The sequence below is a fragment of the Pantoea sp. paga genome, assembly GCF_007558755.1.
In the GTDB taxonomy this organism is placed as follows: domain Bacteria; phylum Pseudomonadota; class Gammaproteobacteria; order Enterobacterales; family Enterobacteriaceae; genus Pantoea; species Pantoea agglomerans.
In genome coordinates, this window is record NZ_VLTF01000001.1 from 809,476 (window position 1) to 821,457 (window position 11,982).

General features: G+C 57.8%; 14 protein-coding genes. 3 read left to right on the forward strand and 11 right to left on the reverse strand.

What is annotated here, in order from left to right; genetic code table 11:
• Positions 1-64: 64 nt before the first annotated feature.
• From phnN to fos, 10 genes are all read right to left on the reverse strand, one after another.
• Positions 65-601, reverse strand: a complete 537-nt coding sequence (gene phnN, locus FOV68_RS03840) for a ribose 1,5-bisphosphokinase (protein WP_031591074.1) — start codon at positions 599-601, stop codon at positions 65-67.
• Positions 601-1,737, reverse strand: a complete 1,137-nt coding sequence (gene phnM / locus FOV68_RS03845) for an alpha-D-ribose 1-methylphosphonate 5-triphosphate diphosphatase (RefSeq protein WP_010670886.1) — start codon at positions 1,735-1,737, stop codon at positions 601-603. Before phnM ends, phnN begins: the two co-directional genes overlap by 1 nt.
• On the reverse strand, positions 1,734-2,447 hold the full coding sequence (gene phnL / locus FOV68_RS03850; protein WP_022624938.1) for a phosphonate C-P lyase system protein PhnL: 714 nt from the start codon (positions 2,445-2,447) through the stop codon (positions 1,734-1,736). Before phnL ends, phnM begins: the two co-directional genes overlap by 4 nt.
• Positions 2,448-3,209 (reverse strand): phosphonate C-P lyase system protein PhnK, encoded by a 762-nt coding sequence (gene phnK / locus FOV68_RS03855; protein ID WP_013358336.1) that lies wholly within the window; start codon positions 3,207-3,209, stop codon positions 2,448-2,450. It abuts the gene before it with no gap.
• Positions 3,199-4,047, reverse strand: coding sequence for an alpha-D-ribose 1-methylphosphonate 5-phosphate C-P-lyase PhnJ (locus FOV68_RS03860; protein ID WP_031591075.1), 849 nt, complete (start codon positions 4,045-4,047; stop codon positions 3,199-3,201). The genes phnK and FOV68_RS03860 overlap by 11 nt, the downstream gene beginning before the upstream one ends.
• Positions 4,040-5,116: a carbon-phosphorus lyase complex subunit PhnI gene (locus FOV68_RS03865; protein ID WP_039388839.1), complete on the reverse strand. Its 1,077-nt coding sequence runs from the start codon at positions 5,114-5,116 to the stop codon at positions 4,040-4,042. The genes FOV68_RS03860 and FOV68_RS03865 overlap by 8 nt, the downstream gene beginning before the upstream one ends.
• Entirely contained in the window at positions 5,116-5,691 is a 576-nt protein-coding gene (gene phnH / locus FOV68_RS03870) for a phosphonate C-P lyase system protein PhnH (RefSeq protein ID WP_010247799.1), read from the reverse strand. The genes FOV68_RS03865 and phnH overlap by 1 nt, the downstream gene beginning before the upstream one ends.
• Positions 5,691-6,137, reverse strand: coding sequence for a phosphonate C-P lyase system protein PhnG (gene phnG / locus FOV68_RS03875; protein ID WP_143990349.1), 447 nt, complete (start codon positions 6,135-6,137; stop codon positions 5,691-5,693). Before phnG ends, phnH begins: the two co-directional genes overlap by 1 nt.
• Positions 6,137-6,850 carry a phosphonate metabolism transcriptional regulator PhnF gene (gene phnF / locus FOV68_RS03880; protein WP_010247805.1) on the reverse strand — a complete coding sequence of 238 codons (714 nt, stop codon included), beginning with the start codon at positions 6,848-6,850 and terminating at the stop codon, positions 6,137-6,139. Before phnF ends, phnG begins: the two co-directional genes overlap by 1 nt.
• A gap of 238 nt (positions 6,851-7,088) precedes the next feature.
• Positions 7,089-7,487 (reverse strand): fosfomycin resistance glutathione transferase, encoded by a 399-nt coding sequence (fos, locus tag FOV68_RS03885; RefSeq protein ID WP_143789093.1) that lies wholly within the window; start codon positions 7,485-7,487, stop codon positions 7,089-7,091.
• Positions 7,488-7,742: 255 nt separating this feature from the next.
• Between fos and FOV68_RS03890 the strand changes: the two genes are divergently transcribed.
• The 3 genes from FOV68_RS03890 (at position 7,743) to FOV68_RS03900 (ending at position 11,228) form a co-directional block, all read left to right on the forward strand.
• Positions 7,743-8,372 carry a Vat family streptogramin A O-acetyltransferase gene (locus tag FOV68_RS03890; protein WP_143990350.1) on the forward strand — a complete coding sequence of 210 codons (630 nt, stop codon included), beginning with the start codon at positions 7,743-7,745 and terminating at the stop codon, positions 8,370-8,372.
• A gap of 140 nt (positions 8,373-8,512) precedes the next feature.
• Positions 8,513-9,010, forward strand: coding sequence for an AAA family ATPase (locus tag FOV68_RS03895; protein ID WP_115764748.1), 498 nt, complete (start codon positions 8,513-8,515; stop codon positions 9,008-9,010).
• Between the two features lie 577 nt (positions 9,011-9,587).
• Positions 9,588-11,228 carry a methyl-accepting chemotaxis protein gene (locus tag FOV68_RS03900; protein WP_143990351.1) on the forward strand — a complete coding sequence of 547 codons (1,641 nt, stop codon included), beginning with the start codon at positions 9,588-9,590 and terminating at the stop codon, positions 11,226-11,228.
• 379 nt (positions 11,229-11,607) lie between these two features.
• Here the strand turns inward: FOV68_RS03900 and FOV68_RS03905 are convergent, their stop codons facing one another.
• On the reverse strand, positions 11,608-11,859 hold the full coding sequence (locus FOV68_RS03905) for a universal stress protein (protein WP_239101922.1): 252 nt from the start codon (positions 11,857-11,859) through the stop codon (positions 11,608-11,610).
• Between the last annotated feature and the right edge of the window lie 123 nt (positions 11,860-11,982).

The following is an 11,982-nucleotide window of genomic DNA, read 5'->3' on the forward strand; positions in this document are numbered from 1 at the left end:
GATGCGCCTTCGGTGGCGGATGTCGATGCCGGACTGTCTCCGCCGGTGCCAGGATAAGAGAGTTTCATTGATGCGCCTCCAGTATCTGACGCAGCAGGCACACGGTATCCGCCAGCGCGCCGTCGTTGTTGAGGATAAGGCAGCCATCGGGCTGCGGCTGTGCGGCGCGCGCCAGCCGCCGGGCGATCTCCGCCTCATCTTCCCGTCCGCGCTGGCGCAGCCGCGTGGCCAGCACGGCGGGCGTGACCTGCAGACAGACCGGCAGCAGCTGCGAGCCGAAACGGGCCTGCGCCTGCGCCAGATGCAGCCGCGAACCATTCACCACCACATTTTGCCCGCGCAGCAGCCACTGTTCCGTCTCACAGCCAATGCCATAGCTGAAACCGTGCGCCTGCCAGCTCACCGCGAACAGTCCCAGCGCGGCGCGACGGGCAAACTCCGCCTCGGTGAGCGCCACATGGTTTTCACCGCCCGCATCGGCGGCGCGGGTAATGTAGCGATGGGCGATCAGCAGCCGTGGCGGGGGTGCTGCCCGCAGCGCGTCCAGCAGGCTGTCTTTACCCGAACCCGAAGGACCGGTGAGCCAGATCAGCCGCGCCATCAGTACACCTGCCGGCCTTTGCTCCAGACGTGCCGCACGTGCGGGTAGCCGTGTGCGGTGTGCGCCAGCACCAGATCGGCGCGGCAGCCTTCGGCGATCACCCCGCGATCTTCGAGCCCTAAGGCGCGCGCCGGGTTACAGGTGACCAGTGCAATCGCCTGCGCCATGCCGAGGCTGTTGCGCTCATCATCTGCCAGCCGGAACGCCGCATCCAGCAGGCTCGCCGGGTAGTAATCGGAAGAGAGAATATTCAGCAGGCCGTGTGACGCCAGCTCCCAGGCGGCGACGTTGCCGGAGTGCGAGCCGCCGCGCACGATGTTAGGCGCGCCCATCAGCACCTGCATATTGCGATAACGCGAGGCGCGTGCCGCCTCCAGCGTGGTCGGAAACTCCGCAATGCGGCTGCCCGCGGCGTGAGACTCTTCAACGTGCGCTGCGGTGGCATCATCGTGACTGGCAATGGCGATGCCATGTTCCCGGCAGAGTCCGGCAATCGCCTGACGATTGGGCTGTGACCACGCTGCTGCCAGGGTGAGCTGGTCATGCTCGAACTGATCCATTTCCGCGTCGTTGAGCTGATATTTGCCCTGATAATATTCGCGATACTTCGTCAGCGACGCATACTGACGCTGGCCCGGTGAATGGTCCATCAGTGACACCAGCGCCAGCTCCGGCGTGCCCATCAGCGCTTCAAACAGCGGCGCAGTGGTGGGATGCGGCAGTTCACAGCGCAGATGCAGCAGATGCTCGGCCCGGTTCAGTCCTTTGCGGTTGCTGTCGCGGATGGCGTCGATCATCTTGCTGAGGTTATCCAGCCGGTGCCCGCCGTCGCGCACATCCCCGACGCCAATCGCATCCAGCACTGTGGTAATGCCGCTGGAAACCATCAGCGCATCGTGGCTGCTCATCGCCGAGTGGGCCGGCCAGTCCACTTTCGGACGCGGCGTGAAAAACTTATCGAGATTATCGGTGTGCAGCTCCACCAGGCCCGGCATCAGCCAGGCGCCCTCGCCATCCAGCGCGCCCGGCTGCTGGCTGGTGGTTTCGCTGAAGCTGCTGATGCGCTCGTCGCGAAACTCCAGCGATCCGGTCACCACTTCGTTTTCCAGCACCAGTCTGACGTTATTGATGATCATGCCTGCGCTCCTGTCTCGATCGGGTGCATCAGGTGCAGCCGGTCAGCTACCCGCTCACGTACAGCCCGATCGTGAAAAATACCGACGATGGCGGCACCACGGGCGCGCGCCTGTTCAATTAAGCTCACTACCGCCTCGCTGTTGACACTGTCGAGCGAGGCGGTGGGTTCATCCAGCAGCAGCACAGGATAGTCGGCGATAAAGCCGCGGGCGATATTCACGCGCTGCTGCTCTCCACCAGAGAAAGTGGACGGGGCCAGCGACCAGAGACGCTGCGGCACGTTGAGCCGGGTAAGCAGTTCGGCGGCACGCGCCTCACAGAAGGCGCGCTCGACGCCGCGCTCCAGCAGCGGCTGCATCACAATCTCCAGCGTCGGCACGCGCGGGATCACCCGCAGAAACTGGCTGACCCAGCCCAGCGTGTCGCGGCGCAGGGCGATAATCTGGCGCGCCGACGCCTGCGCCATGTCGATCCACTCGCCCTGATGCGCGACCCGGATATGGCCGCTGTCGGGCTGATAGTTGCCGTAAAGCGCGCGCAGCAGTGTGGATTTACCGCTGCCGGAGTGACCGTGCAGCACGACGCATTCGCCCTCGCCTGCCGTCAGGCTGGCGTTGTGCAGCACCGGCAGCGCCGCGCCGTTCTGGTTATGCAGCACAAAGGTTTTACACAAATTCTCTACCCGCAGACGCGGAGTGATAGTTGTCATTTAATTGAGCACCGAAGAGACCAGCAGTTGAGTGTAAGGATGATGAGGATCGTCCAGCACGCGGTCAGTCAGACCGCTCTCCACCACCCGCCCCTGCTTCATCACCAGCAGGCGATGCGCCAGCAGTCGCGCCACGCCGAGATCGTGGGTGACAATCACCACCGCCAGATTCAGTTCGCGCACCAGCGTCCGCAGCAGATCCAGCAGTCGCGCCTGCACCGACACATCCAGCCCGCCGGTCGGCTCATCCATAAACATCAACTGCGGCTGCGTCACCAGGTTCCGGGCGATCTGCAGCCGCTGCTGCATACCGCCGGAAAAGGTGGTGGGCAGATCGTCGATGCGACCGGCGTCAATCTCCACCGCCTGCAGCCAGCGGCTCGCCTCGGCGCGGATGTCGCCATAGTGGCGCTGTCCGGTCGCCATCAGCCGTTCGCCGATATTGCCGCCTGCGCTGACCTGCGAACGCAGACCGTCCATGGGATGCTGATGCACCACGCCCCATTCGGTGCGCAGCAGGCGACGGCGATCGCTTTCACTCATCTGATAGAGGTCGCGATTCTGATAGAGGATGCTGCCCTGCTGCGGCGTCAGACGCGCCGACAGGCTCTGCAGCAGCGTGGTTTTACCGGAGCCGGACTCGCCGACAATGCCCAGCACTTCGCCGGGCCAGAGATCAAAACTGACCTGCTCAAACCCTTTGCCCGGCGCATAAAGGTGGGTGAGCTGGTTCACCGCAAGCAGCGGCTGTTCACTGTGCATATTGCTGTTCCTGCTGCTGATGGCAAAAGTCGGTGTCGGAGCAGACAAACATCCGCGTTCCCTGATCGTCCATCACCACCTCATCAAGATAGCTGTGGCGCGAGCCGCACAGCGCGCAGGGTTCATCCCACTGCTGCACGGTGAACGGGTGATCGTCGAAGTCCAGGCTTTCCACGCGGGTGTAAGGCGGCAAGGCGTAGATGCGCTTTTCACGCCCGGCACCAAACAGCTGCAGCGCGGGCATCATGTGCATCTTCGGGTTGTCGAATTTGGGAATGGGCGATGGATCCATCACATAGCGATCGTTGACCCGGACCGGATAGGCGTAAGTCGTCGCGATGTGGCCGTAGCGGGCGATATCTTCATACAGCTTCACCTGCATGATGCCGTACTCCTCCAGCGCATGCATGGTGCGGGTTTCGGTTTCGCGCGGCTCGATAAAGCGCAGCGGCTCCGGAATCGGCACCTGGAAAATCAGGATCTGATCCTCTTCCAGCGGCGTTTCCGGGATGCGGTGCCGGGTCTGGATCAGGGTGGCATCGGCGGTGCGCTCGGTGGTGGCAGCATTGCTGACCCGCTTAAAGAACTGGCGGATCGACACCGCATTGGTGGTGTCATCTGCGCCCTGATCGATCACCTTCAGCACATCCTGATCGCCAATCACGCTGGCGGTGATCTGGATGCCGCCGGTGCCCCAGCCGTAGGGCATCGGCATCTCACGTCCGGCGAACGGCACCTGATAGCCGGGGATCGCCACCGCTTTCAGGATGGCGCGGCGGATGGTGCGTTTGGTCTGCTCATCGAGATAGCCGTTGTTATAGCCGGTGAGTTCAGCCATGGTTGCGCTCCTGATAATCGTGCTGCAGCTGTTTCAGCAGTTCCAGTTCCGCCTGGAAATCGACGTAATGCGGCAGCTTGAGATGCGAGACAAAGCCTGCGGCTTCCACGTTGTCGGCGTGCGACAGCACAAACTCCTCATCCTGCGCCGGGCTGGTAACACGCTCATGCTGTTCGCGGCTTTGCAGCGCCCTGTCCACCAGCGCCATCGCCATCGCTTTACGTTCGGCGCGGCCAAACACCAGCCCATAACCCCGGGTAAAGTGCGGCGCCGTGTCGTCGCTGTGGGCAACGCCGTTGACCATTTCACACTCCGTCAGTAGCAGTTCACCGATCTCCAGCTCAAAACCCAGCTCTTCGGGACAGATACTGACGCTGAGAGTGCCGGTGCGGATCTCGCCGGCAAACGGATGGGTGCGGCCATAGCCGCGCTGGGTTGAGTAGCCGAGCGCCAGCAGAAAGCCTTCGTCGCCACGCACCAGCTGTTGCAGGCGCGCGGCGCGTGAGGCGGGAAAGCTCATTGGCTCGCGGGTGATATCGACAGGCTCACTGCCGTCATCCATCTCAGCGGCGGCCAGACCTTCATCGCTCATCATACTGAACATATGCGGGCACTGGTCAGGCACCGAACGATCGTCACGCGGCGCGGCGGGCGTTTCGCCATTGGCCAGCAGGGTGAAGTCGAGCAGACGGTGGCTGTAGTCGTAAGTTGGCCCCAATACCTGGCCGCCCGGCAGATCTTTATAGACCGCCGAGATGCGGCGTTCGATGCGCATCGCACCGGTCGCCAGCGGCGTGCTCTCCGCCAGGCGTGGCAGCGTGGTGCGATAGGCGCGCAGCAGAAAGATCGCCTCGACCAGATCGCCGCTGGCCTGCTTAATCGCCAGCGCCGCCAGTTCAGGATCGTAAATCCCGCCTTCGGTCATCACCCGATCCACCGCCAGTCCCAGCTGCTGCGCCACCTGATCGCAGCCGAGCTCGGCTACCGCCCGATCGCCGCGCCGCAGATCGGCCTGCAACTGATGGGCGTTCGCAATGGCTTTTTCGCCCCCTTTTACCGCGACATACATCAGCACACCTCCACAACGGTGGTGCGCGGCACGGCCATGATCGCTTCGCCACAGGTGAAGATCAGATCCACGCCCTGTGGAAACGGATGCGGACGGGTGCGCAGATATTCCAGCACGCTTTCGGGCAGCTGTGGCGCGATGGCCCGGGTTTCGCGCAGGCCAGGGCCGGAGAGGCGCAGAGTCAGGCCGCCATTCAGTGACGGCACTTCGATAATCAGCGTGGTGCTTTTTTCCGGTGACATGTTGTCACCGGCCGCGAACTGCGTCGGGTCGGGCTGCGCCGCCGCATGGCTCAGGGCAAAAGGCGCATCCTGCTGCGTGGTGATCGGCGCACCGGTATGGAAGCGCAGATTGTTGCGCAGCTGTTCGTTGTCAATTTCCGCATCCAGCCAGACCGGGCTTTCCTGATCGACCAGCGTCAGCAGCAGCGCCGTGGCCGCCGGTGACAGTGCGCCCCAGCCCTGTTGCAGCGGCAGCGAGACCATCACGCCCGGTTCGCTCATCGCTTTCAGAATGCGGCGAAACGCGCGCTGCGCATCCGCCACCGGATGGTTAAAACTTGCCAGTAAAGTCATCAGTTATCTCCGCGAACCAGCGTAAAGAAATCCACTTTGCTGCTGGCGATCTCGCGGGCGCGCAGCTGTCGCTGCTCATCGCGCCACGCCGCCAGCGGGGTAATAATCTTCTCTTCCAGCAGTTGCCGGGTTTCCGGCTGCTGTAACAGCGCATCCAGCAGGGCGCAGCGCTCGGCATGGGCTTTGTCACGCCCTAACAGGTAGCTGTAACCCAGAGTGCCGTCGCTGAGCTGCACCACCGCGCGCGTCACCGTGGCATCGCCCATCACAAAGCGTTTGCCGGTGGCCCCCATCCGCGCCTGCAACCGCGTCAGCCCGATCTCTGCCGGACGGATCAGGGTAAAGGCGGGCTGGAGGTTAAGCGCCTGCCAGTGCATCTCAAGCAAGGCGGCGCTGCTGTGCGCCAGCACCGACAGCCAGCGCTGGCGATCCGTTTGCTGTTCCATTAGTGCTCCAGAGTCAGTTCAATCATGTCGCCGCGCGTCAGGCTGACGGAGTATTCCGCCACCGCGCCATCACTGGTTTTGTTCAGGGTCCGCACACAGAGCAGCGGCGAATGCAGCGCGATGTCGAGCTGCCGACACTCTTTGGCCTGCGCCCGGCGGGTGCTGATGCGGGTCTGGGTACGCACCAGCTGCTTGCCGGTGTGCTCCACTAAGAAGTCGTGCAGCGATCCGCTGTTAAATTGCTGAAGCTGTGGCCACCAGCTGAGGTCGGCGAGGAAATGGTTAATCAGGCAGAGCGGCACGCCGTTGGCGCGACGCAGGGTACGCAGATGAATGACGTTGTCGCCCTCTTTCACGCCCAGCGCATTGGCAACGTCGTTGCTGGCCGGACGCAGCACCGCCAGCAGCCGTTCGCTGGTGGGATGACTGCCCTGCTCCAGCAGGTTCTGGCTGAATCGCGCCTGGGCATGCAGCGGGTAGTCATAAGGGCGCATCAAAACCAGGATGCCGACGCCGTGACGGCGCTGCAGCAGCCCTTTGTGCACCAGCTCATCCACCGCCCGACGCAGCGTGTGGCGATTCACCTCATAGTGATCGGCCAGCTGTTGCTCGGAAGGAAGATAGTCGCCGCAGCGGTAGCGCTCTTTCAGCGCCTGCTCCAGTTGTGCGGCAACAGCCTGATAGACAGTGGTCGGATGTCTGGATAACTCCATCACGATGAAATCCTCACGGGTTACAGAGTGGGAACGCAGTGAAAAGACGCTGCGGGATGGTGTTAGCTTGAGGGGATCAGATGACAGAACCGTGACGGGGGAGTGAAGGAGAGGTGAATGTGGTGGCTGGAAAATGAGGAGTGCTTGTCAGGGTGCGTGACTGGCAGGAAACCGCCGGGCATGGGGTGATAGCCCCGCTTAAGCGATCATTTCCTCTGCCGGGCCGGGAGTCAATCAATCAGAAGAACGTCATTCCCTGATAAGGCTGAGCAAGGCAGGCTCTGATACGGCTCTCAAGATCGCCATCGTGGATTTCAAGCCTGTGGCCATCTGGGTCCAGAAAGTAGAAGGAGTTCCCCTCGCTTTTATTGCGCTTCCACTCTGTCACACCCGCCGCTCTCAATCGCTCAACGAACGCATCAAATTCTTCACCAGCAATAGTGAATGCATAGTGTGTGTAATCATTTCCAGCAGAGACGGTATCCACAGAGAGACAGAGCCAGAGTTCACCCAGCGAAAGATAAGCGCCGTGATCCCATGCCGCTTTGGGGATGAATCCAAGGGTCTGCGTATAAAAATCCAGGCTACTGGCCAGGTTGCTAACTGCGAGGGTGAGGTGATTGAGTCCGGTCAGCATGTAAAATTCTTTATCAGAATGCAGAAGAATTTAATTTACAGGAATCAGATTTCTTTGCACACAAAGAGAATTAACAGCCGTTTGTATATCAGCTGAATCTCTGCCGGGCCCACCCCGGAAAGAGGAAACTGGAGCGGGCAATACTGCCGGGACCGGCGCGCGATGAGCAGATAATGAAGACCGGGCTTGCACGAAAGGAACGACGGGCTTGATGGTGTACACTGAAACGAACTAACGTTGCGCTTAGGAGAGAATATGTACGGACCGGATCCCGCCAATCCCCATCCAATGGAAGGTTTCCCACAGGTTTGTTTTATCAAAAATACGGTGAAAAACCCCAACATCATAATCGGGGATTTTACTTATTATGATGATCCTGAAGACTCAGAAAACTTTGAGCGCAATGTCCTTTATCACTTCCCCTTTATTGGTGACAAACTGATCATTGGTAAATTCTGCGCGATAGCCAGAGGCGTTCAGTTCATCATGAACGGGGCAAACCATAACATGGCGGGTTTCTCCACTTTTCCGTTTTATATCTTCGGAAACGGATGGGAAACAGGTCAGCCTCAGTCCGGCGATCTGCCCTATAAAGGCGATACGGTGATTGGTAATGATGTATGGATGGGTTATCAGGCGCTGATTATGCCAGGCGTTAAAATCGGTAACGGCGCCATAATCTCGTCTCGTTCTGTTGTGACGTCGGATGTCCCGGCCTATTCGATTGTGGGTGGCAACCCGGCCAGAGTGATCAGGCAGCGTTTTACCGATGAAGTCATATCAACGCTGGAAAAGCTGGCCTGGTGGGACTGGCCGGTAGAAAAGATTACTCAAAACCTACCGGCCATTATCTCCGCAGACCTTGAAGCACTGCCAGATGAATAGCCAGGCAGAAGTAGAATAAACACTGTCCGCTGCTGACATAGGGCGGCGATCGTCCGACACGGGTTCGCATAATTTCGCGCAGACTGATGTATCAATGTGTCTGCTTTGCCACCGGAGCGCAGGTTAAAACAGGAGTCGTTATGTTCTACATCTTTAGTGGCCTTCCGGGTTGCGGCAAAAGCACTATCGCTAAAATGTTATCTGAAAAATTGAAAGCGGTATATTTACGCGTCGACACGGTTGAACAGGCTCTGCGTAATAGTTCAGCAGCTTTCAGGGATATTGGTCCTGAAGGCTACTTCATCCTTTATGAGCTTGCGCGGGACAATCTCAGACTGGGGTCAACTGTTATCACTGACTCGGTGAATGACCTTAACCTGGTGCGCGATAGTTTTCGTGATATCGCACTGTCATCAGGTGTTCCCTTTCTGGAGATAGAAATCCTCTGTTCGGATCCAGAACAGCATCGTGCCCGTGTAGAGAACAGAATCTCAGATATTCCTGGTTTAAAAGTGCCTGACTGGCAGGCCGTTGTGGATCGTGTTTATGAACCGTGGAGCAGAGAGCATCTGCAATTAGATACCGCGGAATTATCGCCTGCTGAGTGTGTTGATATCATCCTCCAGACGAGCATTTAGCCCTGACCGCGTTTAGCCCGCACCCTTAACGGCAAAATGTTTTAACCTGAGACTGCATGTTGCCCTACCCTCCGGGATTAAAACCGGTAAAACAGCTGTAGCCACGCTATTCCCTCAGCTGAAGCGGCAATATCAGCAGGTTCTGGAGAGGATTAATGATGCAACCAGGGTCAGGTATTTAATGAAAGAAAACGGACGTAATTCCTGAACAGTTGATCATGCCCCAAAGGCTTTTTCAAAAACTGAAATAGAGTGGAGGTCGCAGAGAATTGAATCAAAAAGCATCCCGGCTGGCAAAATTCTGATACCCTTTTGATGGTATTCCATCATTCCCTCTCAAATTAACATTGTAATTTTCCACTATATTTTAAGTTATTCTGCATGTTCAAATCCTTAAAAAATAAATAAACCATCTGATTCAATATCATAATTTTAAAATGCCATTTTATTTTTACTGAAGTCTGCCTTCTTAAATTTGTGCACGATTTTTACACTGCCTTTGGTTAATAACGGTGAGTAATCTCTGGCTGCTCCAGGCCGATAATCGTAATACATCTTACCTGGAGGCTTTACAGCCATGCTGAAAAATACACGTCTCACCACAATCCTGACGTTATCCGGACTGTTTCTGTTTTTTGTCTTTCTTGCTTCTTCATTGCTGAGTGTGATTTATCTGAATCGCAGCGCGGAGTCTCTCAAAAATCTCAACCATGAAGTCTCTGCCACCCTTGGCGTCGCTGACACGACTAACTGGATACGTGCCGCTCGCACCACACTGCTGGCCGCTGTCCCTTATGCTGACGGTAGCAATCCAGAAGCGTTTAATGCCGCGCTGGCCCAGGCCAGATTTTACTATGATGGCGGCTTGCGCTTTATGCAGGCCTATCAGGCTGCACCAAAAATGGCCGGCGAAGCGGAACTGTCACGGGAGCTGGCCGCACGCTACAACGATTACACTGAGCAAGGCGTTGGTGCCCTTTTCACCGCGCTGCAGAAAAGGGATGTACCCGCTTTTCTGATGCTTGCCGGCACAAAAATCGTGGCACTTGATGAGGCTTACCGCGTTCCGCTGGACAAGGTTATTGCCATACATAAGCAGTCAGCCGTAAACATCACCCAACAGGCCGATACCGATACGCACATTGCTTATGTTGCTGCTGGTGTGTCGGTCATACTCTTTATCCTGGCTTCAGTCATTGTGGCGGTGGTACTGAAAAATGTGCTGATCAAGCCCCTGCGTCGTGCTGGCGAAGTAACGGCAGCCATTGGTGCCGGCGATCTGACATCGGAGTTCCACAATCTCCGCAACGATGAAATGGGCAGGCTTCTGCAGGGGCTTGAAAATATGCAGCTTGGCCTGAAAACGATGGTCAGTGAAATCGTCAATGGCGTAAGCGAAGTGGCCCGCGTTACCACGCAGATAAGCGACGGCAACCACAGTCTTTCCAGCCGCACGGAGCAACAGGCGGCAGCGCTCGAAGAGACCGCGGCGAGCATGGAGGAGCTCTCGTCTACTGTTTCACTCAATGCCGGAAATGCCTCAGTCGCCAGCGACGCGGCATCTGCGGCTTCCGGAACCGCTTCGGAATGCGGCGCGGCGATGCGGGAAGTAGTGCGCACGATGGCAGACATCAAAACCAGCGCAATGGCCATCAGTGAAATTACTTCCGTGATTAACAGCATTGCCTTTCAGACAAACATTCTGGCACTTAACGCAGCGGTGGAAGCAGCTCGTGCAGGCGACCAGGGTCGCGGTTTTGCGGTGGTTGCTAACGAAGTTCGTACACTTGCACAACGCAGCACACAATCTGCGCGGGAAATTGAAAAGTTAATTGCTGAATCCAATCTGAACGTTGGTCTGGGTGAGCAGAAAGTAGCTCAGGTTTCGCTGACGACAGAAAAAATTATCAGCGATGTGACCGGCGTGACCTCGCTGCTGGGAGAGATTGCAGCGGCGTCTTCTGAACAGAGTAAGGGAATAAATCAGATCGGCACGGCTGTAACCGAAATGGACAGTGTGACTCAACAGAACGCCACGCTGGTTCAGGCTTCTGCTGCTGCTACGGGTGTACTGGAGGAACAGGTTAAATCGTTAAGTGCGATTACCAGCCGGTTCAGGTTGCAGACTGGTGCGGTCGTGACAGACATACGCTCCCCGGCCATACCGTCTGTTCAGGTGAAAGAAAAAGTTTCAAGCGATCCGTGGGTGAGCTTTTAACTGAATCAGATTGATGTCTGCAGACCCTTCTGCAGACGTCGGACTTATTGGATAAAGCAAAGAAATTATTATCTTCTCTTGTGGCACAGATCGGACTAACTCGTACGCCAATGTCCGCTTTCAGCGAGGAGCGGACAGTTGCACGGGAACGTCCGCTAAAAGCGAGAAGTGAACGTCTGCCACATCTCAAGCCCTTAAAGCGCTATAAAACAGATCTGTCCAATGCGTGACATCAGTATTGACCCAAAACGAGATAATGGCCGTGCTGATACATCAACGCTCAGCCAGGGTGCCGCACAAATAAGCCGGCTCCGGGGCCTGCCCGCAGGCTCCGGAGCCAGCTTATAAAAAAGGACCTGCGAGCGCTGGCCCGTAAGGCTTACCGCAGCATCAGCAGCGGCTGACGGCTTTCAGCCAGCATCTCCGGGGTATGGCTGCCGATAAAGAACCGGCGTAGCCGGGAGTGCCCGTAAGCCCCCATCACCGTCAGGCCAATATCGTTCTCATCCGCATACCTGCGCAGCGCGCCGGTGACAGAGGCGCTCTTCAGCAGCCGGGCCTCCGTGACGATACTGGCCTTATGCAGAATAACCTGTGCCTCCTGCAGCGCCGCCGCCTCGCTGTTAACCATAATCAGATGGCCGTTCAGTCAGTTCAGCAACGGGCTGACTGTCACACGATTCAGATTTTCCCGGCTCGCCTCGCTGCCGTCATAGGCAAACATGACCCGTGATGGTGGTGAAAAGGTTTTCGG